Annotated in this window: 20 protein-coding genes and 1 pseudogene (1 of these 21 only partly in view); 5 read left to right on the top strand and 16 right to left on the bottom strand. The window is 41.4% G+C overall.

Going from position 1 to position 23,383, the window contains the following annotated elements:
• The 4 genes in view from HW278_RS03660 to HW278_RS03645 are tightly spaced (at most 2 nt apart) and all read left to right on the top strand, a layout consistent with a single transcriptional unit that may run on beyond the window.
• Window positions 1-1,885: the 3' portion of a polysaccharide biosynthesis/export family protein gene (locus tag HW278_RS03660; RefSeq protein WP_178976968.1), read on the top strand. The gene continues 590 nt to the left of window position 1, outside the view; only the last 1,885 of its 2,475 coding nucleotides appear in the window; the start codon falls outside the window, past its left edge; the stop codon is at window positions 1,883-1,885.
• A 2-nt stretch (window positions 1,886-1,887) separates the two neighbouring features.
• The gene (locus HW278_RS03655; RefSeq protein WP_016479860.1) at window positions 1,888-2,955 is read left to right on the top strand and encodes a Wzz/FepE/Etk N-terminal domain-containing protein; all 1,068 of its coding nucleotides are present in this window, start codon (window positions 1,888-1,890) and stop codon (window positions 2,953-2,955) included.
• Window positions 2,955-3,587, top strand: a complete 633-nt coding sequence (locus tag HW278_RS03650) for an HAD family hydrolase (RefSeq protein ID WP_178976967.1) — start codon at window positions 2,955-2,957, stop codon at window positions 3,585-3,587. The genes HW278_RS03655 and HW278_RS03650 overlap by 1 nt, the downstream gene beginning before the upstream one ends.
• Entirely contained in the window at window positions 3,584-3,985 is a 402-nt protein-coding gene (locus HW278_RS03645; protein ID WP_178976966.1) for a pyruvate carboxyltransferase, read from the top strand. Before HW278_RS03650 ends, HW278_RS03645 begins: the two co-directional genes overlap by 4 nt.
• Before the next feature lie 58 nt (window positions 3,986-4,043).
• Here HW278_RS03645 and HW278_RS03640 read toward each other — a convergent pair whose 3' ends face one another.
• From HW278_RS03640 to HW278_RS03600, 9 genes are all read right to left on the bottom strand, one after another.
• Complete coding sequence (locus HW278_RS03640; RefSeq protein WP_178976965.1) at window positions 4,044-5,312, bottom strand: DUF2851 family protein; 1,269 nt, start codon at window positions 5,310-5,312, stop codon at window positions 4,044-4,046.
• A 67-nt stretch (window positions 5,313-5,379) separates the two neighbouring features.
• Window positions 5,380-5,982, bottom strand: a complete 603-nt coding sequence (locus tag HW278_RS03635; RefSeq protein ID WP_178976964.1) for a phosphatase PAP2 family protein — start codon at window positions 5,980-5,982, stop codon at window positions 5,380-5,382.
• Window positions 5,982-7,736, bottom strand: coding sequence for a DEAD/DEAH box helicase (locus tag HW278_RS03630; RefSeq protein WP_178976963.1), 1,755 nt, complete (start codon window positions 7,734-7,736; stop codon window positions 5,982-5,984). The genes HW278_RS03635 and HW278_RS03630 overlap by 1 nt, the downstream gene beginning before the upstream one ends.
• A 192-nt stretch (window positions 7,737-7,928) precedes the next feature.
• Window positions 7,929-8,471 (bottom strand): DUF3592 domain-containing protein, encoded by a 543-nt coding sequence (locus tag HW278_RS03625; protein WP_178976962.1) that lies wholly within the window; start codon window positions 8,469-8,471, stop codon window positions 7,929-7,931.
• 12 nt (window positions 8,472-8,483) lie between these two features.
• Entirely contained in the window at window positions 8,484-11,846 is a 3,363-nt protein-coding gene (gene secA, locus HW278_RS03620) for a preprotein translocase subunit SecA (protein ID WP_178976961.1), read from the bottom strand.
• A 231-nt stretch (window positions 11,847-12,077) separates the two neighbouring features.
• Window positions 12,078-12,299, bottom strand: coding sequence for a DUF2795 domain-containing protein (locus HW278_RS03615; RefSeq protein WP_002673751.1), 222 nt, complete (start codon window positions 12,297-12,299; stop codon window positions 12,078-12,080).
• A gap of 83 nt (window positions 12,300-12,382) precedes the next feature.
• Entirely contained in the window at window positions 12,383-13,627 is a 1,245-nt protein-coding gene (locus HW278_RS03610) for an efflux RND transporter periplasmic adaptor subunit (protein ID WP_178976960.1), read from the bottom strand.
• 785 nt (window positions 13,628-14,412) lie between these two features.
• The gene (locus HW278_RS03605) at window positions 14,413-15,390 is read right to left on the bottom strand and encodes a glycosyltransferase family 2 protein (RefSeq protein WP_178976959.1); all 978 of its coding nucleotides are present in this window, start codon (window positions 15,388-15,390) and stop codon (window positions 14,413-14,415) included.
• Window positions 15,387-15,842: a type I restriction enzyme HsdR N-terminal domain-containing protein gene (locus HW278_RS03600; RefSeq protein WP_178976958.1), complete on the bottom strand. Its 456-nt coding sequence runs from the start codon at window positions 15,840-15,842 to the stop codon at window positions 15,387-15,389. Before HW278_RS03600 ends, HW278_RS03605 begins: the two co-directional genes overlap by 4 nt.
• A 36-nt stretch (window positions 15,843-15,878) precedes the next feature.
• Here HW278_RS03600 and holA point away from each other — a divergent pair, with 36 nt between their 5' ends.
• On the top strand, window positions 15,879-16,895 hold the full coding sequence (gene holA / locus HW278_RS03595; RefSeq protein WP_178976957.1) for a DNA polymerase III subunit delta: 1,017 nt from the start codon (window positions 15,879-15,881) through the stop codon (window positions 16,893-16,895).
• 121 nt (window positions 16,896-17,016) lie between these two features.
• Here holA and HW278_RS03590 read toward each other — a convergent pair whose 3' ends face one another.
• From HW278_RS03590 to HW278_RS03560, 7 genes and pseudogenes are all read right to left on the bottom strand, one after another.
• Window positions 17,017-18,027 carry a 3-oxoacyl-ACP synthase III family protein gene (locus HW278_RS03590; RefSeq protein ID WP_178976956.1) on the bottom strand — a complete coding sequence of 337 codons (1,011 nt, stop codon included), beginning with the start codon at window positions 18,025-18,027 and terminating at the stop codon, window positions 17,017-17,019.
• Between the two features lie 19 nt (window positions 18,028-18,046).
• On the bottom strand, window positions 18,047-19,009 hold the full coding sequence (locus tag HW278_RS03585) for a type I phosphomannose isomerase catalytic subunit (protein WP_178976955.1): 963 nt from the start codon (window positions 19,007-19,009) through the stop codon (window positions 18,047-18,049).
• A gap of 80 nt (window positions 19,010-19,089) precedes the next feature.
• Window positions 19,090-19,914, bottom strand: a complete 825-nt coding sequence (locus tag HW278_RS03580) for an alpha/beta hydrolase (RefSeq protein ID WP_009416987.1) — start codon at window positions 19,912-19,914, stop codon at window positions 19,090-19,092.
• 51 nt (window positions 19,915-19,965) lie between these two features.
• Window positions 19,966-20,690: pseudogene (locus HW278_RS03575) on the bottom strand (nitroreductase family protein).
• A 449-nt stretch (window positions 20,691-21,139) separates the two neighbouring features.
• A complete protein-coding gene (dnaJ, locus tag HW278_RS03570) occupies window positions 21,140-22,261 on the bottom strand; it encodes a molecular chaperone DnaJ (protein WP_178976954.1) in 1,122 nt (373 codons plus the stop codon).
• A 10-nt stretch (window positions 22,262-22,271) separates the two neighbouring features.
• A complete protein-coding gene (locus HW278_RS03565; RefSeq protein WP_009416985.1) occupies window positions 22,272-22,832 on the bottom strand; it encodes a nucleotide exchange factor GrpE in 561 nt (186 codons plus the stop codon).
• A 343-nt stretch (window positions 22,833-23,175) separates the two neighbouring features.
• Window positions 23,176-23,364 carry a hypothetical protein gene (locus tag HW278_RS03560; protein ID WP_255493749.1) on the bottom strand — a complete coding sequence of 63 codons (189 nt, stop codon included), beginning with the start codon at window positions 23,362-23,364 and terminating at the stop codon, window positions 23,176-23,178.
• Window positions 23,365-23,383: the final 19 nt, after the last annotated feature.

Genomic DNA, 23,383 nt, shown 5'->3' with positions numbered 1-23,383 from the left:
TATTCACGTGGGAGGACTTTCGTTCAGTGAGGTGAAGGCTAAGATTAATTCACAGCTCAAGCGCATTTATTCTGGTATTTCGGCTCCTGAGGGTAGTTATGCGAAAATTTATACAGGGGTAACTATCAGTCAGGTGCGTACAGTAAAGGTGAATATCATAGGCGAAGTGGCAGTTCCTGGGACTTATTCGCTTAGTTCGCTTTCAACGGTGCTTAACGCATTATATGCTTGTGGAGGCCCTTCGGGAAGCGGTTCGTTTAGGGAAATAAACATCTTTCGTGGAGGTAAAAAAGTTGCTACTTTTGACGTGTATAATTTCCTAATAAATGGTTCAGAAAAAGGCAATATAGGTCTTAAAGACCAAGATGTGATTATTGTGCCCCCATATAAAAACCGCGTATGGGTGGACGGGAAAGTAAAACGACGTGGTTTTTATGAGACTTTAGACAATGAGACGCTGGCGAACCTCATCACCTTCTTTGGAGGTTTTACCTCTGATGCTTTTACCAATACTTTGGTGTTAGAGCGCATTAAAGATGCTAAACGAGAAGTAAAAGAGATTCCTTTTGCTGATATTTCAAAAGTAAAAATGCAAAATGGTGACCGCCTAAATGTACACGCTATTACTGATGAATACCATAATAGGCTCAGTATAGGCGGAGCGGTATATCAGCCTGGGGTATACGAGTTTAAAGAGGGAATGACCGCTTACGACTTACTCAACAGAGCTAACGGTGTGAGAAAAGATGCTTCCTTGAATAGAGGTCTTATCTTCCGCACAGAAAACCGTGTAGATTACCAAACACTTAGTTTTTCGGTAAAAGACCTCATAGAAAAGAAAAATGATATTCCGCTAAAAGACAATGATAGTATTCATATTTTCTACAGAGATTCTCTTCAGTACAAACGCTTTGTAAAGGTAGAAGGAGCTGTAAATAAGCCTAAAGAATTACCTTTTATGGACAATATGACAGTGGAAGACGTGATTTCGTTAGCAGGAGGTTTGGCTAATGGTGCAGACCCTTCGATGATTGAGGTATTTAGAGAAACTAACGATGGTAATTTTCAGAAACTAAGTCAAGCCTTTAAAGTATCGTCTAACCATCAGTTAGAGCCCCAAGGAGAACGACTTACCTTGCAACCTAACGATGTAGTATCGGTACGTTATATCAAAGGATTTACTCCTATGCAAACTGTAACGGTAATGGGAGAAGTACTCTACCCAGGTGTTTATAGTATTCAATCTAAAGACGAACGTGTTTCGGATTTATTAGAGCGTGTGGGCGGTTTTACTCCCTTTGCCTATAAAGAAGGACTTACGCTTGTGAGAAAGAAGACAGATGAAGGGGATATTCAGCAAGAAGATTTCTTAAAAGAACTCATTGAGATTGAGAACGACACGAGCAGTAGCACTTCGAATAAAACACTGAGAAGAGTAGCTAAAAAAAGCAATGAGTATCGCATAGGGCTTGATGTAAAAAAGATATTAAACCGAAAACACAGCAAATATGACCTCTTGCTCAATGACGGAGATATGTTATTAGTCCCTTCAGAAAAACAAACAGTGGAAATTAGAGGAGAAGTATTAGCGCCTTCATTAGTGCGTTATGAAAAAGGAGCTTCTATACATCAGTATGTAAGTAGTGCAGGAGGTTTTGCCAGCAGGGCGAAAAGGAGTGCTATTTATGTGATGTATGCCAATGGAGATATAAAGGCAACACGCACCTCTCTATTCTTTAAAAACTACCCAAAAATAGAGCCAGGGGCTATTATTATAGTACCTTCAAAACCCGAAAAACAACGTCTTACAACCGGAGAAACGGTGGGTATCATTTCGGCTATTACTACTATGGGGGTGTTAATTTACAGTGCTTTTAAGAAATAAGTATGGAAAATAATCATCACAATACGATAAGAGAAGAAGATGAAATTGATTTGCTACAGCTTATCAATAAGCTTTGGAGAGCTAAGAAATCAATCGCTGTATTTACGTTGATATTTATGGTTATAGGAGTATTAGTAGCCTTATTTTCGGCTAAAGAATACACCGCTACCACTATTATGGTACCGCAAGCAACTGATAGCAAATCGACAGGAGGATTGGGGGGACTTGCAGCTATGGCAGGGATTAATTTAGGAGGGAACAATGCAGATGCTATTCCTCTTACTACCTACTCCAAGATTATTGAAAGTGTTCCGTTTAAAAAGAAATTAGCACAGACGAAGCTTACGTTTTCAGATATTCCTAATCCGATTACCTATGAGCAATATTGTAAAAACTATGCGAAACCGAGCATTTGGAGCAGTGTGATGAGTATTTTCAGTTCAAATTCTTCTGAATCGTCTATTAAGGTACAAGATACCACCCATATTACGAGTATTAGTAGAGAGGAGAGGGCTATCCTAAATAGTATCGATAATAATATCAAGTTGAATTTAAATGAAAAAGAGGGTTATATTACGCTATCGTATGCAATGCCCGAAGCACTTCCTGCGGCACAAATGTTGCAAAGTGCGCAACAGTTATTGCAAGAAACAGTAACTGAGTTTAAATTGCAAAAAGCAAAAGAAGAGTTCGACTTTGTACAACAACGTTTTATCGAAGCTGAAAAAGATTTTAAGGCAAAGCAATACGCTGTGGCAGGTTTCCAAGACCGCAATCGTGACCTTTTTAGCAACTTGCCTCAAACGCGTTTGCAACAACTGCAAGCTGAGTATAACTTAGCTTTTAATGTATATACTGAATTAGCTAAGCAACTTGAAACCAAACGTATTAAGATGAAGGAAGACCAACCAATATTTACCATTATTGAGCCTGTGAGCGTACCTAACGAACGTTCTAAACCTAAACGAATGATGATTATTGCTATTTGGACGTTTGTAGGACTCATTATAGGAATAGGTAATGTTTTTCTAAAAGACTTTAGACAACAACTCAAATCTAATAACGACTAATGACTAACGACTATATTATCTTTGATATGGACGGGGTGCTATTAGACAGTGAACCAATGCACCAAGAGATTATTTATGAGACTTTTCAGCTGAAAGGTATTCCGTTTGACAAGGCGTATATACAAACTCTCACGGGAATGTCGGCTTTTCCGATGTGGGAAAAGGTAAAACGCGATGCCCACCGAACAGAAAGTGTAGAGGAGCTAATGCAGTTTCACCGTGATTACTTTTTCAAACGATTACCCGAAGTGAAAGTTCCCTTAGTACCTCACGTAAAAGAAGTGTTAGAGAAATCTAAGAATGAAGGAAAGCACCTATCACTGGCTTCCTCTTCTGGACGCAAACTCATCGATATTTTTACTCAGCAAACAAATATAGCACACTATTTTGAAGTAATGATGAGCGGAGATGATGTGCAATACAGCAAACCTAATCCCGAAATATTCCTAAAGGTAGCCCAATGGTATGGATTGCCTGCTGGACATTTTACAGTGATTGAAGACAGTACCAATGGCGTGAAAGCTGCCAAAAGTGCTAATATGAGATGTATAGGTTTTGACAACCCGCTATCTGGCGGACAAGATTTAAGTGAAGCTGACCTACTTATCCATTCAATGCAAGAACTTTTATGACAAACAGTAACATACAACTCATAGAATGTGTAACGATAGCCAATGAGGATTATTTACAATCTTTATTGGCTGTTGGTTTTTATGGTCTTGCCCTCAAAGCCGAACTACACCCTTTAGTTAGTCATTTAGATTTTTCGAACACCCAAACTAAAATACTGCTCTTAGAGGACGAACTGCCTGCTATTGCAAAACAAGGCATTACTATTAGCAGTTTGGCTACTGCCTACCAAGCCGGCGCTACGCGTTTTTATAGTGCTATCAAAGGTTATGGTGGCTATCTTCCTACTGAAAAACTTCTCACCTTCTTCCAAGCCCAACAACTCCCTACGGGTATTAACCTGCTCGCTTTTGAGAGTGCTTATAACGAATCGCTACATCAGGTAACAACTAATAGATAACAGGTAACAAGTAAAGCTGAATATGTGAGTAAGTCTAATGACTTTATCAAAGTTTTTCTTACCTCTTACCTAAAATCGAAATCCCTATAGCACAATCTAAACAGCGTTTGGATTGGCAATAATGTTTGTACTGTTGTAGAAGTACTTGGGTATCAAAAGCAGTGGCAACAGAGACTCCTAATTGTTGGTATTGAGTGATAATGCTGTTGCTCTCGGCTGTCATTGTTTTGAGTTCTTCAATGAGTGATTCACTCACATCCTTGCCTAAACTTTGGTAATAGGCATATTTGAGCGGAATGAATACGTTTATCCAAATAAGTGTGATGAGACTCGCACTAATAGACTTTTTTACTTTTTTAGAAGTTTTGGTAAAGGTATAGTGGGTTTCCCAAAATTCGGAGACTCCTACCGCAAAGAGTTTTTGGATACTTTTGAAATCATTCACTTCAAGAATTTGAGAAAACAAACCTTCATTTAGTTCGTATAGCTGTGCGAGTTGCGAGAGCCGGATAGTAGGGAAACCTTGCGGACGCAAACCGGTGAAATGTATTTTTATTACGGGTGCAGATAGTTTGTATTTCTGTTGTAGGTAGTGATAATTTTGCAAGAGTTCACGTGGGTAGGAGAGTTCAGTTTCTTCGGGGAGTAAGCCTGCTTGCCCCAATAGTAGTGCTTCTAAATGTAAGGGGTGTGAACGCTCTTTGCGGATAATACTAAAATCGAGATGTTTGCCCAATTGCAGGAAGGCTTCGCCGTTTACAGTGCCTCCAAAAGACTTGAGAAGCATACAAAAAAGTACTTTCTCCCAATCGAAATTGGCAGCTTTCCACAACTCGTTTACCGCAGTGGCTTTTTCTTCTAAACGTTCTACTAACAGACGCTCATTCCACGAAAGCAAAGTAATGGCAGGCACAGTGGTATATTCCTTTTCACAAGGAATAAACCGGTAGTGTGAGGCTACAGTGGTATTGTATCGCTCTAAGAGTTCGGGGGAGATAAGACCTTGGAGTTCTAAAGTGGGAATAGGCTGGTTGTTAGCATCGAATACTTCTATATCGTGTTCCCAAACTACGTGCAGAATTACATTGCGATAAGCGGGATCACTCTCGTGACCGTGCACATACCAATGCGATGATTTGAGATGCATTTCTACATTACCCGCCCATTGCTGCTCACCTATAAGCAGTTGGGCACTTTGGAAATCGGGACCTGAAAGAGAATTATACTCACCAAATGAGAGAATTTGCAAGTGCTCTCCCGTAGTAAGTACAGCATTAAGGGGTACTTTTTTGTATTTCCATAGGTAGTGTAAGAAATCTTCTTTCATTTTGTTTAGGTAAGAGGTAAAGCCAGTGAGAACTCAGAGCTGGATATGTGAGTAATAGGTAACAAGTTTAGGTGGCTTTTAAGAATTGTCCCTCTTCGGGGGTTCGGGTTTTTTTTAACTTCTTTTCCACAAATAGAAAGAGAAAATAATAAAGAGTAGCTAAGAGTGTACCGAAAATCCAACCTACCAATACATCACCTGGGAAATGCACGCCTAAATAAATACGGCTATAACTCACAATAATTGACCAGCAGAGCAGTAGGGTGACGATATATCGGGCGTTTTTCCTAAGCAAGTAACTAAAAAATACGGCTATTGCCATTGTATTGGCGGCGTGTGCTGAAAAGAACCCATACTTACCACCGCAAATCACCATTCGCATTTGCCCCATAAGACTCTCATCGTGACAAGGGCGCAAGCGCTGGAATCCGTGTTTGAAAACGTTCGCCAGCTGGTCGGTGGTGGTGATGAGAAGGGCGATGAATACCAAGATGAGCAACACTCGTTTCCAATGGAAATACTTGAAGCACAAGTATAACAAAAAAGCATAGAGGGGGATAGACGAGAGTTCATTGGTGATTACTAACCAAAGACTATCGGCTTCGGGCGTCCCCCAACTATTGAGGGAACAGAGCAGTTGCTTATCCGTTTCTATAAGGTATTTTAACATTATTTGCGTTTTTTCTTCTTTTTAAAAGCCTGTTGGAGAGCTTCAGCAGTCTTTTGTTTGCGACTTTCTCTTTGTCCTTTTTTGCGATTTCTACTCTCATCATTGCCGTGTCTTCTACCGTCATCATTTCCGCGTTTGCGTCCGCCACGGTCTCTGCCAGCTCCTTTGGTAGAGAGTTCTACATTGATAAAGCGACCGTCCATTTGGAAGTCGGTAAAGGTGCTCATTACCAAATCGGAGAGGTCAGCATCGGTATTGAAGAAAGAAAAACTGTTCTTTACATCTACTTTGAAAACATCATCACGACCCAAATTAAGGGTTGCTTTGAGGAAATCTTTGAGAGATTTCCAGTCGTAGCCATCGCGTTCACCTATGTTGATAAAATAGCGCACTTCATCGCTATTACCCCCACTGCGGCTTTCGCGCTCGTTCTCTACCGATAAGTTTTCAGCATTTTTATAATAATTGAAGAAACGCGTAAACTCTACTGAGAATATTTTTTTGATGAGCTCTTCACGGTTTACTTCCTGCAGTTCTTTATAGATAGCTGGCAAATAATCGTCGATGGCAGGGTTTACTTCTGTATTTTTGAGGTTGTTAGCCAAGTGGTAGAGTTGTATCTCGCAGATTTCCATACCCGACGGCAATTGTTTCTGCTCAAAAGGTTGCCCTATCATCTTTTCGATAGTTTTGATTTTCTTTACCTCGCTTTTTGGCAAAATCACCATCGAAATTCCCGATTTACCAGCACGACCTGTACGTCCACTGCGGTGGTTGTAGGTTTCTATTTCGTCGGGCAATTGGTAGTGAATTACGTGGGTGATATCGTCTACATCAATACCGCGGGCAGCGACATCGGTAGCGACAAGCATTTGTATTTGGCGTGCACGGAAAGATTTCATCACCAAATCACGTTGATTCTGACTCAAATCGCCGTGAAGAGCAGCAGCATTGTAGCCATCTTCAATGAGTTTTTCGGCTACTGCCTGAGTATCGCGTTTGGTACGGCAAAACACTACTGAGAAGATATCGGGGTTGGCATCGGCAAGGCGTTTTAGGGCTTGGTATCTATGGCGACCGCTCACTATATAGTACTCGTGTTGCACGGTGCTAGTAGCCTGATTGCGAGTTCCTACTGTTATTTCGATAGGCTTACGCATAAACTTACGCGCTATCTTAGCCACCTCGTTAGGCATAGTAGCCGAAAAGAGCCAAGTGCTTTTTTCTTGAGGGGTATGCGACAGAATAGCGGTAATATCTTCATAGAAGCCCATATTGAGCATTTCGTCGGCTTCGTCCAGCACACAATAATTGATATGACTGATATCTACGAAGTTACGACGTATCATATCTTGCATACGCCCAGGAGTAGCCACGATAATTTGTGCGCCTTTTTTGAGGCTACGCGCTTGTTCCTCGATACTTGCACCGCCATATACCGCCACTACGTTCACCTTAGGGAGGTACTTAGCATAATTGCGGAGCTCGGAAGCAATTTGCAAGCAGAGTTCGCGTGTAGGCGAAAGGATAAGACCTTGAGTTACACGGCTATCAGTATCAATCAATTGGAGGAGAGGAAAGCCAAAAGCGGCTGTTTTACCAGTACCCGTTTGGGCTAAAGCTACCATATCAGCACCATTTGCCAAAAGAGTAGGAATGGCTTTTTGCTGAATTTCAGAAGGAGTTTCAAAGCCCATATCGCTGATGGCTTTGAGGATAGGTTCATTAAGACCTAATTGTTCAAATAAATTCATTAATACAATTTGTAAATTAGCAAATTTGCCAATTTGCTAATGTATTCTAAAGCGCAAAGGTACAACAATATTTTCAATTGACAATTGATAATTGACAATTAAGAAGAAAAAACATTGCCAAAGGTGCGAGCCACACGGGCAGGAAACTTTGGCAAAGTATGATATAATAAATAATTTATATTGTGTTTCTGCTTATTTTTTTATAAAAAAGGAAACAATCAAGAAAATTACTGCAATGGACATTATTGCGAATCCTGCTATGCGAAACCCCTTATAAAAAAACGTTTTATCTTTATCGTCTACTATTTGGTGTTCACTGGGAGTTTCGGGCAAATAAGCTACTGTAATACTCTCGCCTGCTCGATAATTGGTTTGACGGCTACCACTATGAGCCCCAAAATAGGTTACACAAAAAGTATGAGCCGAATTAGCATATTTCAAGTTTATAGGGGCGTTTGAGTTTAGAACAAGAGGTTTTACAATATAAGTATTTTCTCCTACAGTATACTTATAGACTACATAAGTCCTATTATTAAAACCAATACCTCCTATACCTTGACTGCCTGATTTGACAATTTCTAATACCTCTCCTTGTGCTTTCCCTTGATATAGTTTTTTGTTCTTTTCGGTAATTCTTTTGTTAATCTCAGCAGTGACCAAGAATACAAGCGCAAACAGAAAGAATATGCCAGAGCTTAGCAACATTCCTATTTGGTTGTTCATTTGGTTGTCCATTACCTTAGTGATCTATTTATTGGATACTAATATCCACTCTCCGCTGTTTATTAGGGGGTCTGCTTGTTTGAACTTGAGCTCTTTGCGTTCACCGGTGCGGATATTTTGGATTACTACCTTATCGTTACGACCGATTTTAGGTTGTTCGCGTACGATGGTTTCTACTACCGAACGGCGCTGTGAGGCTTGTTGCCCTACTTCACGGGCGCGTTGTGCCATTTCATCGCTGTTGAGGGCTTCTTCCTTATTGGTTTGATAGCGTTCACGAGTGCGTTGTGGCGCGTGGGCTTCCTGTACGGGTGGATTTTGAGTAGGCAATTCGGCTTTGAACAAGAAAGAGATAATCTCTTTGTTTACCTTATCGACCATAGCTTTGAACAACTGATAGGCTTCAAACTTATAGATGAGTAGTGGGTCTTTCTGTTCGTGTACCGCTAATTGTACAGATTGTTTAAGCTCGTCCATACGGCGGAGGTGCGTTTTCCACTCCTCGTCGATGATGCCAAGCGTAATATTCTTCTCGAAATCGCTTACAAGTTTCTTACCTTGGGTTTCGTACGCCTCTTTGAGGTCGGTTACGATGTTGAGCATCTTTTCGCCATCGGTGAAAGGCACGACGATGCGCTCGTAAGTATTATTAGGATTTTCGTATACCTCTTTAATCACTGGAAAGGCTTGAGCGGCACTGCGTTCAGCTTTTTCCTGATAGTGTTTGAGTGCTTCGTGATACAAGGTGAAAGTAAGGTCGTTTGGCGATTGTTTAGCAAATTCGGCTTCTGAAATTTGTGTTTTCAGTGAGAAATATTTGATGAGCTCGAAAGTGAAATTCTTGTAGTTATTTCCACCTTTGTTGTTTTCTACTATATTCTCGCAAGTATCAAATATCATATTTGCCAAATCCACTTTTAGGCGTTCACCTTCAAGAGCGTGGCGACGGCGTTTATAAATTTGCTTGCGTTGTGCGTTCATCACGTCGTCGTACTCTAATAGACGTTTACGCATACCGAAGTTGTTTTCTTCTACCTTTTTCTGAGCTGCCTCGATGCGTTTGGTCATCATAGAGTGCTGAATTACATCACCTTCTTTATGACCTAAGCTGTCCATTAGTCGGGCGATACGTTCAGAACCGAAGAGGCGCATTAGGTTATCTTCGAGAGAAACGAAGAAGAGTGAGCTACCAGGGTCACCTTGACGACCAGAACGACCGCGCAACTGACGATCGACACGACGAGAGTCGTGGCGTTCGGTACCTATAATTGCCAAACCTCCTGCAGCTTTTACTTCGGGGGTTAACTTGATATCGGTACCACGTCCCGCCATATTGGTTGCGATGGTTACCACACCACTATGTCCGGCTTCGGCTACGATTTCAGCTTCTTTTTTATGCAATTTCGCATTCAACACATTGTGTTTTACCTTGCGCATTGTAAGCATACGGCTGAGGAGTTCAGATACTTCCACAGAAGTAGTACCAATCAACACTGGGCGACCAGCTTCGGAAAGTTTTACTACCTCATCGATTACAGCGTTGTATTTCTCGCGTTTGGTTTTATAGATAAGGTCGTTGTGGTCTTTACGAGCGATAGGACGGTTCGTAGGGATTTCCATTACATCGAGTTTATAGATTTCCCAGAACTCACCCGCTTCGGTAATAGCAGTACCCGTCATACCCGCTAACTTGCTATACATACGGAAGTAGTTTTGCAAGGTAATAGTCGCGTAGGTTTGGGTAGCTGCCTCAATTTTCACATTCTCTTTGGCTTCTATCGCTTGGTGCAGACCATCAGAATAACGACGACCGTCCATAATACGACCTGTTTGTTCATCGACGATGAGCACTTTGTTATCAATTACTACATACTCTACATCTTTTTCAAAGAGAGTGTAGGCTTTGAGCAATTGGTTAAGGGTGTGAATGCGTTCGCTTTTTACGCTAAAATCTTGGAATAATTTATCTTTTAGTTTAGCTTCTTCTTCAATAGGAAGACCTTGGTTCTCGATATTGGCAATTTCTACCCCAATATCAGGTAAAACAAAGAAATCTTTATCACCATCGTAGGCAATATCAGCAAACCCTTTATCGGTAAGCTCGATTTGGTTGTTTTTCTCATCAATCACGAAGTACAATTCGGCATCTACCTTTGGCATTTCGCGATTGTTATCCTGCATATAGTAATTTTCAGTTTTTTGGAGCAGTTGTTTTACCCCTTCTTCGCTGAGGAATTTGATGAGCGCTTTATTTTTAGGCAAACCACGATACACGCGCAAGAGTTGGAATCCTCCTTCTTTGGTATCCCCTTCGGCGATGAGTTTGCGGGCATCGGCTAATACTTTGGTGAGGTAAGTACGCTGTTTGTTTACCAAATTTTCTACCAAAGGTTTCAGTTCGTTGAACTCGTGTAATTCGCCTTTAGGGGTAGGGCCTGAGATGATGAGCGGTGTACGAGCATCGTCTATCAATACAGAGTCGACCTCATCGACAATGGCATAGTTGTGAGCGCGTTGCACCAAATCTTCGGGAGTGTGCGCCATATTGTCGCGGAGGTAGTCGAAACCAAATTCGTTGTTAGTTCCGTAGGTAATATCGGCGTTGTAAGCACGACGACGGGCTTCGGAGTTAGGTTGGTGATTGTCGATACAATCCACACGCAAACCGTGGAATTCAAATAAAGGTCCCATCCAGGCACTATCTCGGCGTGCCAAATAGTCGTTCACGGTTACCAGGTGTACCCCATTCCCCGTTAGGGCATTGAGGTAGACTGGCAAGGTAGCCACGAGGGTTTTACCTTCCCCTGTTTGCATTTCGGCAATCTTACCTTGGTGAAGGGCAATACCTCCAATGAGCTGTACATCGTAGTGTACCATATCCCAAGTAACATCTTTACCAGCGGCGTCCCAGTGATTTTTCCACACGGCTTTATCACCCTCGATAGTTACATAATCGTGGGTAGCCGATAGTTCGCGGTCGTGTTCGGTGGCTGTTACGGTAATTGTTTCGTTATTAGCAAAACGACGGGTAGTTTCCTTCATAGTAGCGAAGGCTTCGGGAAGAATCTCGTTTAATACCTTTTCAGAGACTTGATAGGCTTCGCCGTTGAGTTTGTCTATTTCGGTATAGAGGTCTTCTTTAGCGTCGATATCGTCGGTAGCGTTTGCTTGGGCTTCGAGTTCGGCTATTTTAGTATCGAACTCGGCGCGAGCGTCTTTTATTCTTTGTTTGAACTCAATAGTTTTTGCGCGCAACTCATCATTAGAGATATTTTCTAACTGAGAGGCGTAAGTTTTTATCTTTTCAACGATAGGTTGGATTGCTTTTAGGTCGTTTTTGGCTTTGTCGCCAACGAAAATTTTAATAAGGGAATTGATAATGCTCATTATAATGATTAATGATTAATGATTAATAATTAACTTTGCCAAAGGTCGTAGCACGAGTCGTAGCACGACAGGCAATTTAAAACTTTGGTAAAGGTGACCCTGCAAGTTTGTCAATAAATATACCAAAAGGCGAGAACTGACAATTTGTCACTATATTCATTTGCTAATCTGCTACTTTGCTGATTTGCAAATTAAAAAAAGTCTCCTCAGAGAGACTTTTTATTTTTGTTTTTAATATTCATCTTCATTCCATAGGTAATCTTCCTCCGACGGGTAATCAGGCCAGATTTCGTCGATAGATTCATACATATCACCTTCGTCTTCTATTTCTTGAAGGTTTTCCACCACTTCCATAGGAGCACCTGTACGGATAGCATAATCGATAAGCTCGTCTTTAGTAGCAGGCCAAGGAGCATCACTTAAATAAGATGCAAGTTCTAACGTCCAATACATAAACTAATAGAATTTTATAAATTTTGCGCAAAAGTAATATATTTTATTTATTGGGCAAATAAAATGAGAAAAAAAAGTGAGTTTTATTTGTTGGTTGTTTGAACGGCATCGCCATTTTTCAGAGTTTTACTTACAGCGCTGTAAGGACCGGTGATAATAGTCTCGTCTTTAGCTACACCTGAAAGGATTTCGATATTCACATTGTCTTGAATACCGGTAGTTACCGCACGGAGTTCAGCTTTACCGTCTTTGAGCACAAACACCGCTTCCTGCTTTTTGTCGGCTTCTTCCTTAGGAGTTTTAGGGTCGATTTCAGATTTCTTTCTTACAATAATGGCACTGATAGGTACTGCAACTACGTCTTTTTTGGTTTGGGTGATAATATCTACCGTTGCGGTCATACCTGGACGGAAGGGTGAATAGCCAACCGGTTTGTTTTCTGAGAGGTCTTTATACGATGCTTCTTCGATGTGTATCTTGACTTTGAAGTTCGTTACTTGGTCTGCGCTGGTGGTGGCATTGGCGGTATTGGCGATATTGGTAACGGTACCTTTGAACACGCGTTTTAGGTAAGCATCTACTTCGACATTCACCGAGTCGCCTACACTTATTTTTACGATATCGTTCTCATTTACATCTACTTCCACTTCCATATTATGAAGATTTGCCACACGCATAATCTCGGTACCCGTCATTTGCATCGTACCTACCACGCGCTCGCCCAACTCTACGCTGAGCTTAGAAATGGTGCCATCGGTAGGTGAATAAATAATTGTTTTTTTGAGGTTGTCTTGAGCTTCGGAAACACTTGCCATTGCACTCTGTACATTAAAACGAGCTGACTCACGAGAGGCTTTGGCTACCTCGTAGGCTGAAACAGCTTTATCCCAATCGGATTTTGAGATTACGCCCTTATCGAACAACACTTTGTTGCGCTTATAACTCTCTTCGGCTTCTTTGAGGGTAGCGCTGGACTGTTGTAAGCTGGCGCGTACGGTTTCTAAACTTGCAGCACTACGCTTTACTACCGATTGGTAAATATCGGGGTTGATGCGCACCAAAAGGTCGCCTTTTTTTACCATTTGCCCTTCTTTTACAGGGAGTTCTATAATTTCGCCTGATACTTCGGACGATATCTTGATTTCTAATTCGGGTTGTATTTTTCCTGTAGCCGACACTTTTTGGATGATTGTTGTAGGAATTACTTTTTGAGTTTCGACGTTTATGGCAGAATTTTCTTCGCCAAACCAACCTGCTTTTTTACCAATAATCAAAATGATAATTAGCAATATAACGGCTAAAATAATGAGAACGGTTTTTCTTTTCATAATAGTGAAGTTGTTTTCAGGTGCAAAAGTATAAAACAATTAGTAAATTAGCAAATTTGGAAATGAGAAAATTTGGAAATGGGAAGGAGTGAGGCCTTAGGCCATAGGCCATAGGCATTAGGGGGGAGCGACGGTCATTATTGTTGTATGAACATCTCCCCTTTCACATACTCCGCTCTCGCGATGCACATACCCAGCTGTTGCTGGCTATCTTCAAAAGGGGATAACATTCCCCCTAGCCCGCCTCAAGGAGGGAATGTAGTGACGAAAAATCGACGGGTGATTAACTTTGCCAAAGGTGCGAGCCACACAGGCAGCCGTAGCACGGCAGGCGAGAAAAAATTAGCAAATGGAAGCGTTGAGGAGAATGAGGAAATAAGAGAATATTGTCAGTTTATTCAACTTTGGCAAAAGTGCGAGCCGCACAGGCAAAAACTTTGCCAAAGTTTGAGATGAAAAAGTGATGTTCTAGGACTGTTAGGACTATTCGGAAGGAAACGGAAAGGTTCGGAAGAGGAGAGGGAGAGATTTTGATGAAAAAAGGGTGTAAGTAGGGTGGGGTTAGCTTATAGAGAGCTTATAGGAAGCTTATACGAATCTTGGACGATTGGTATAGAAAGGGTGTGTAAAAAATTGATTAATAGTATAATACAACAAGGGTAAAAATGTTAAAAACGGGGTTTCGAGGCGAAAGAAAGAGGAATAGGTGATAGGCCTTAGGCCATAGGCACTAGGGGGAAAGTGTGACAGAAAAGAAAATTGTTATATATCAAGCAGACATCTATTTATCTATCGCCTACAACAAAGTGTTCCCACACAATGGATTTCTTTTGGTAATAATCAGTGATAAGCTGAGAAGGACGCTTCTTTTTAAAGAAGTGAAATCTTTTATAGAAATGAAGATGTGCTTTCACAATCGCCCACAAAAAGCAGGGTTTGCCCTGCAAAAGGAAACGCACTCCTGCAATACCGTCCAACACCATACGAAGGAAGAGCGTAGTGTAAAGGCTTTTGGAAGGGAGGTTTTTCAGTAACATAAAAAGACTGTTACGGAAGTTGAGGTAGGTTTTCTTAGGGTTAGTAGCCGTGAGTGTTGCCCCTCCCACGTGATAAACGGTACTCTCGGCGCAATACACTACCTGCTTGCCGAGGTGATGTACCCGCCAACACAAGTCGACTTCTTCTTGATGTGCGAAGAAATCTTCGTCGAAGCCACCTAATAGGTGGAATATTTCTGCGCGAATAAAAAAACACGCCCCCGATGCCCAGAAGATAGGGGAGGGGGAAGGGGTGTTGTACTGACCTTTATCTTCCTCTACGTGCTCAAATACTCTCCCTCTGCAATACGGGAACCCGTACTTGTCGATAAAGCCCCCAGCTGCTCCTGCGTACTCGAAATAAGAGGGGTGTTTTTCATCTTTTATCTTGGGTTGTACTACGGCAATGCGTTCGTCTTCAAAAGTGCGCAAGATGGGAGTGAGCCAGCCTTCGGTTACTCGTACATCGGAGTTGAGCAAACAGTAGATATCAGCTTCAATGTGTTGTAAAGCGTGATTATACCCCCCTGCATACCCACTATTAGTAGGGTTTTCTAGGATAGTTACTTCGGGGAAGTGTGAGCGTAGAAAAGCGACGGAATCGTCGGTAGAAGCATTGTCAATCACATAGATTTGCCCTTCGGAAGTATATTGTACTACCGAGGGGAGGAATTGTTGCAACAGTGTTTTGCCGTTCCAGTTGAGTATTACGATGGCGAGAGTCATAGTGTGAGGTCGTTATAATGAGGAAGGTCTGCTAAGAATATATATTTGTATTGGTTATAGTCTGTTTGGCAATAATAATGAGTAATGCCGTTAGTGACCATTAGGTATTGGGCATTGAGGCTGAGGTTATAGCGTGCAATCTGGTCGAATGTTTGTTGGGTGATAGTCACGTTAGGCGCTTTACATTCCACTACCAAGAGCACTACTCCTTTTTTGGAATAGACTACCACGTCGTAACGCTTAGTGAGTCCGTTTACAGAGAGCTTTTTCTCGACATTGATAAGCGATTTTGGATAACCTTTTTCTTCTATGAGGAAATGTACTACGTGTTGGCGCACCCATTCTTCGGGTTGTAGTACCACGTACTTGCGACGAATGAGGTCGAATATCCACAGCTTATCGTCAGCTTTTTTCAGGCGAAAAGAGTAGTTTTTGAAATTTAGAGCTTCCATACTGCAAAAGTAGAATATTTTTTGTATTTTTGCACTATGAATGAAGTAAAAACTATTGTAGCTAACATAAAAAAAGGAATTATAGCCCCTATCTACTTCCTGATGGGGGAAGAACCTTATTTCATAGATATCGTTTCTGATTACATTGAAGACCACGTATTACAAGAAGATCAAAAGGGATTTGACCAGATAGTGCTCTATGGTCAAGATGTGAGTGTGCCGACTATTATCGACTATGCACGTCGGTTCCCGATGATGAGCGACCATCAAGTGATTATCGTAAAAGAGGCGCAAAACCTCAAAAGCACTATCGACCAACTCGTGCCTTATGTAGAGAACCCTACGCCTACGACTGTATTGGTGTTCTGTTACAAATACGAGAAGTTAGACGCTCGCAAGAAATTGTTGAAAACCTTGCAAAAGAATAAGGATTGCGTGCTCTTGGAAAGCAAAAAACTCTACGAGAATCAGATAGCTACGTGGTTACCTGATGTGTTGAAGAAGAAACATCTCAGCATTCAGCCTAAAGCAATACAGATGTTAGTAGATTTCTTGGGTACCGACCTGAGTAGGATACAAAACGAGGTAAACAAATTGGCGCTCATCGTCCCCGAAAATACAGAAGTAACGCCTGATATTATAGAGAAGAATATAGGGATTAGCAAGGAGTTTAATAATTATGAACTCAAGAGTGCTATTGCAGTTCACGATATGTACAAGATAACGCGCATTTTGAAACACTTTGCCGATAATCCTAAGGACAACCCTTTGGTGATGACACTCACGGTGCTTTACGGTTATTTCCAACAACTCTTAGGCTTTCACGGTCTTACCGACCAAAGTGAAAAGAATGTAATGGCGACCCTAAAAGTACCTATCTTTGGCATCAAAGACCTTCGTTCAGGCGCTCAACATTACCCAATGAAGCGCGTAAGCGCCATCATAGCTACCTTGCGCGAAATAGACCTAAAAAGCAAAGGATTAGGTGCTACTAATAACCTCACAGAAGCTGACCTCCGCAAAGAACTTATTATAATGCTTAGTGCTCAATGATAAATCGTTACTGTGGCGTACACCAGTAATTTGTACATATAAAAAAGGCTGTCGAACAAACTTATCTGTTCAACAGCCTTTTTATCCTATGTCACACTGTGACTGCCTGCCACGCTATAGTCTACCAACGGATGATAGCACTTGCCCAAGTAAAGCCACTACCAAAGGCAGCAAGTACTACCAGGTCTCCGTCCTTGATTTTGCCTTGTTGAACTGCTTCAGTAAGGGCGATAGGAATAGAAGCTGCGGTAGTGTTACCGTACTTCATTATATTGTTGAATATTTGTTCATCGGTGAGTTTGAATTGGTGTTGTACAAACTGTGAGATACGCAAATTAGCTTGGTGAGGAATCAACATATTAATATCTTTATGAGAAAGACCATTGCTTTTCAATCCCTCTTCTATCACTTCCGCAAAGCGAACCACAGCATTTTTAAATACAAACTGACCGTTCATATTAGGGTAATAACTCACATCATCAGGGTCGTTTTCTGCCAATAATTCGGTTACCCATTTGGTACCTACCCCTGGGGTAATCATTGCTAATTGTTCGGCGTATTCACCTTGGCTATGCAAGTGAGTGGAGAGAATACCGCGTTCGGGGTCATCGGAGCGAGAAACGATAGCAGCACCTGCTCCATCGCCAAAGAGCACTGCCATATTACGACCGCGAGTGGTCATATCCAGTGCGGGCGATTGGGTTTCAGCACCTATCACAAGGATATTTTTGTACATACTCGTTTTGATATACTGGTCGGCTACTGAAAGAGCATAGATAAAGCCCGAACATTGGTTGCGAATATCGAGAGCTCCCACAGTAGGCAAACCCAATTCTTTTTGTACCAATACTCCGCAACCAGGGAAATAGAAGTCGGGACTAAGTGTAGCAAACACAATAAAGTCTATTTCTTCTTTATTGATTTTAGCGGCTTCAATAGCTTTTAAACTCGCTTTTACACCCATTGAAGTAGTAGTGTCACTACCTCTTAGTGCATGATGACGCTGCTGAATACCGGTGCGCTCTTGAATCCATTCATCGCTAGTATCCATTAGTTTGGATAGGTCGTCGTTAGTAACTACATTTTCAGGGACGTAAAATCCTAATCCCTTAATTCTTGAACGATATAACATATTTTTAGTTTTTAGTTGTCTAAATATATACTTCCAATAAATCTATTCCTTTGGTTTTTACCTCTAATTTGTGGCAAGAAGCAGGAAAAAGCACTGTTTCACCTTGTTTGATAGGCAATTTGGTAGTACCATCACTTATTGTACCTTCGCCTTTTACGCACATATAGATATGGAAAGAATCGTCTTGTGAAAGTTGTTTTTCATAGCCTGCGGTAAGCGGTAGCAAATTGGTAATAAAATAAGGACAATTCACCACTTTGTTTACCGTGTTAATGTCTTTGGTATAAGCCACTTTAAAGTCGTCTTTCTTCTCATAGTCGATGGCATCGAGAGCGAGTTCAGTGTGGAGTTCACGCAGGTTACCATTTTTATCACGACGGTTGAAGTCGTACACGCGGTAGGTGATGTCGCTGGTTTGTTGTATTTCGGCAATGATAATTCCTTTACCTATGGCGTGTACTTTGCCCGTGTTGATGAAGAAAGTATCGCCATCTTTCACTTTTTCGTAATTGAGAATATCGGTGAGTGTACCACTATTGAGGTGCTGTTGATACTCCTCTTTGGTTACTGTTTTGTTGAAGCCTACAATCAATTCAGCACCTGCATCGGCGTGAAGCACATACCACATTTCGGTTTTACCAAAAGAGTTGTGGCGTTCTTTTGCCAATTTATCGTTGGGGTGCACTTGTATAGAGAGGTCTTCGCGTGCATCTATAAACTTAATAAGGATAGGGAAATCGTGACCAAAACGCTCGTGCACGTGTTTGCCAAGCAGTTCATTAGGGTATAAATCGATGAGTTCTTGCAGACTTTTACCTTCGTACTGACCATTGGCTACTACTGAGATGTCGCCAGGTACGCCTGATACTTCCCAGCTTTCGCCTGTAATATCGCTTTCAATAGGTTTGTTGAATAATGTTTTTAGTTTAGTACCTCCCCAAAGGCGTTCTTTGAGGATAGGTTTAAATTTTATTGGATACATTTTTATTAAGGTTGTTAGTTAAAGTGCAAAGATATGAATATTTTTTTAATTAGCCAATCAGTTGTTAGCACATTTACTAATCATTTTAAGTTTTTCAGCATAAATTGTGTCATCATCTCTGCTGCTTGCGCTTCTTTCGACGTAAACAAATGGTCTCCCTTTTCAATGAGACTTACTTTACAATGTTTATAGAAATAAGGCAGATTTTCACTGTAAGTATAAGAAAGCATTCTATCGCCCGTACCGTGAATTACCAATACATTGCCTTTATATGCTCTCGCTTTCTGAATGAGTTTGCATCGTTGTGCTGAGAGGATATAGTCCTTCCCTACAGTTACCTTCCCTCCAAAAAAGGAAAGCTCCTCAGGTACATTCAATGGGTCGAAAGTGGCATCGAACAGTACCCCTTGTGATAGTATGTCGTGAATTGTAGAAGCAGGTGCTAACAAGCCTAATGCTTTAACGTTTTTCTTCCCTAATTCTGCACTCAAAAGCATCGCTATAGCCCCTCCTTGCGAGTGTCCTATCAAGCCTATCTTACCTACGAAAGGGAGTCTTTTAGTAAATGCCATTATGCGCCGTGCATCTTCTAACTCATTATCTAACGACATTTTCTTAAAATCTCCTTCACTTTCGCCGTGTGCGTTAAAGTCAAAGCGTACTGAAGCAATACCGTGTGTTGCTAAGCTATCTGCCAAAGTAGCATATAGCTTTTTGTCTTTATTGCTAGTCAGTCCGTGGAAGATAATCACAGTAGGGATTTTCTGAGACTTTTTCACAGTATCAGGAGTGGTAACCACTCCGCGAAGTGTTCCTACAGCTCCCTGAATAGTTACAGGTTCAGTTTTGGCATTTACCAAGTTAATAGTAACTAAAAAAGTAAAAATAATATTCCTAAGTTTCATATATTTGAATTATTAAACAGCTATTAGTATCTAATCATTATTCATTAACCATTAATCATTATGTCTGTACACTTCCTCAAACGGCAATCTAAACCTTTCACCCCAGATACCGCGCTGTTCACGAAGTCCACAAGTAATCACCATATTCACTTCTGCCCCGCAAGGTAAGTGTAACAACTTCTTAATGCGTCTGCTATCGTAACCCTCTAACGGACAAGTATCGTAACCCTCCTCTGCCATTGCTAGCATAAAGGTCTGTGCTACGAGTCCACAGCTTTTGTGTACACTTACGCGAATATCGCCTTCCGAGAGCTGTTGCATCATAGGTCGAAACCAACTGGTAACCACCCCAAACGCTTTGCGGAAGAGCCCTAGTAGCCCAAAAAATCTACTATACACAAAAGGCATCAGCTTACTGTAATACGCCTCTTTATCCTTAATACGCTTGGCTTGCCTTTCGGGCGGACTGTTCCGCTGTACATTGCCACGCTCAAACTCCAAGATAGCACGAGCGTGAGCGCGGTGTTTGTCTTGACGAGTAACGAATACCACCATTTGTTGTGCCGTGGTAGCCGTACGCTGGTCGAGGCAGGCGTGTGCTAATTTCTCTAACAAAGCCTTATCAGTGTGATGTGGTAGAGCTCGTACAACTGCATATTAGAGCTGGTAGGTGCCAATGTGGCGAGTTTAAGACATTCGCGCACCTTCTCCTCACTTATGGGTGTAGGCGCATAATAACGCACCGCTCTCCTAAAGTTCAATATATCTTTTAACATAGTTCGTTAGTTTTTAGTCATCGTAAGGGCAAAAGGCAATTCGCTCACATATAATTAGTTCGCCAAAGACAAACCCTTCTGAATCGTTCACCCTGCCCGGTTTGACTCTATTACTAAAATACAAAAGTACGACTTTTCCTCAATATAAACAATAGTAATATTTCTTTCATATCATTTCACATACATACTATCTATTACTGTCTTTGCCTTTTCTCTTTTACCTCCTTTTCTCAACTCCTCCGATATTCTCCGAAAGTACTCGACCAAACGCCTCCCCATTTCACTAGGCACAGCCTCATTCCTCTAACTCAAGCTCGCACCCCCATTTTCTAATTCTCTCATCTTCTAATTTGCTAATTAATCTGTCTCTGCGGTTCCCACCTTTTACCTAACAAAAAAGAGACCACCTTTTTGGTAGTCTCTCTTTGTTTATTAAGTAAAATAATAACCTATGAAAACATTTCTTTTACTTTCTCAAAAAACGATTTCTCGTTCTTGTCGGGTTTAGGAGTGAAGTTCTCGTCTTCTTGCATTTCCTTAAAGAAGGCTTTTTGCTTGTCGGTGAGCTTTTTAGGCGTCCATACATTCACGTGAATGATAAGGTCACCAGTACCACGTCCTTGCAAGTTAGGTACACCTTTACCACGCAAGCGCAATATTTTCCCTGACTGTATTCCCTCGTCTAGTTTAATGCGCACCTTTCCTGTAACCGTTTCAATCTCTTTAGAAGCACCTAAAACTGCTTCAGGAAAACTAATATAAAGGTCGTAATGCAAGTTGTCGCCTTCGCGTTTTAAGGTTTCGTGTTCTTGTTCTTCAATGAGCACAAGCAAATCACCCGCTACACCATTCTTCGTAGGCGCTTCATTACCCTTGTTGTTTATCTTTAACTGAATACCATCTATCACTCCTGCGGGAATTGTGATAGGGATAGTCTCTTCTATGGTTTTTAATCCTTGCGAATCGCTGTCAGCACCACGTTTGTCAATCACTTCGCCCGAGCCTCCACAAGCAGTACAAGTAGTAGCCGTTTGCATTACGCCTAACATCGTATTCATTTGGCGTACTACCTGTCCGCGTCCGTGACAAGTAGGACAAGTTTTATAGGTAGTATCTTCAGCTTTTACCTTACGGCGTACTTTTACTTTCTTCTCAGTGCCTTTTACGATATCTTCAAGCGTAACTTTCACCCGTATACGCAAGTTTTCTCCTTTTACGTACACTTGTTGCTGACCGCTTCCTCCTCCGAAACCACTAAAACCACTGAAGCCCGAGAAATGCCCACCAAAAATATCTCCAAACTGACTGAATATATCGTCCATCGAGAAGCCTCCGCCACCCATACCTCCTTCAAAGGCAGCGTGACCAAAGCGGTCGTACTGGGCGCGTTTGTTATCATCGCTGAGCACTTCATAGGCTTCGGCAGCCAATTTAAAGTTCTCTTCAGCTTGTTTGTCACCAGGGTTCTTGTCTGGGTGATATTTCAAGGCTTGCTTCCGATACGCTTTTTTTATTTCAGCAGCGGTAGCCGTTCTCTGTACTTCTAATATTTCGTAGTAATCTTTCTTCATTCCTTCCTCCTTATTGCGCTACCACTACTTTAGGGAAACGTATTACTTTATCGCCTAATTTGTAGCCTGTTTGCACAACATCTACAATTTTGCCTTTGTCTTCAGGAGTAGGAGCAGGAATTTGGGTAACTGCATCGTGATGTTCACTGTCAAAAGTATCGTTAGGGGCAACTTCTATTTTCTCTAATCCTTTTGATTTGAGAGTGTTTATTAGTTTATTATAGATGAGTTCCACCCCTTTAAGAGTATGTTCATCAGCCGATTTAGCCAATTCTACCAAAGCACGGTCAAAATCGTCTATTATAGGTAACAAGGCTGACAAAATGTCTTGTCCAGCAGTTTTAAAGAGCTCTGCACGTTCCTTCGCAGTGCGCTTCTTATAGTTTTCGAACTCAGCAAACAAACGCAAAAACTTGTCCTTCTCTTTTGCAAGAAGGTCTTCTGAAGTTTCTTTAACGGGCTCTTCGGGCTCTTCAACAGAAGTAGGTTCTTCAACTTCTTCCGAAGGAGTGTTATCAGTTGCCTCTTGTTCAAGTTCTAAGTCATCGTTTTTAATATCTTCGGTAATCATAATGATTCATTTTTAGTTTATTTCGTTAGTAGGTAGCAAATAATTTGCCAAAGGTTAAAAAGGTGACAATTTGACAGAAGCCCCCCAATGCCCCTCTCCTCATTCCCCTTTTGAAGGTAGCCAGCGACAGCTGGGTATGTGTAAAGGGGGAGGTTATCCCCTAGTGCCTATGGCCTAAGGCCTATTGTCTTTTCTCTTTCTTTCGCCTCGAAACCTCGTTTTTAACATTTTTAGCGTTGTTTTATCATAGTATTAATCAATAACTTACATACCCTTTCTATACCAATCGTCCAAGATTCGTATAAGCTTCCTATAAGCTCTCTATAAGCTAACCCCATCCTTCTTACACCCCTTTTTCATCAAAATTCCTCTCAACTATCTTCTGAAATCTTCCGTTTCCTTCCGAATCCTCCAACCCCTTCTCTGACCTGCCCGACCCGTCTGAAAAGTCCGACCCGTCCATTCCCCTTGGTGGTATTATTGGCATTTCTGGTTTTTCTGGTATTATTGGCATTATTGGCATTATTGGCATTTACCCCATTTTCTAATTC

The organism is Capnocytophaga sp. oral taxon 902, assembly GCF_013394735.1.
GTDB lineage: Bacteria > Bacteroidota > Bacteroidia > Flavobacteriales > Flavobacteriaceae > Capnocytophaga > Capnocytophaga ochracea.
This window is presented reverse-complemented; position numbering and strand designations above follow the sequence as displayed.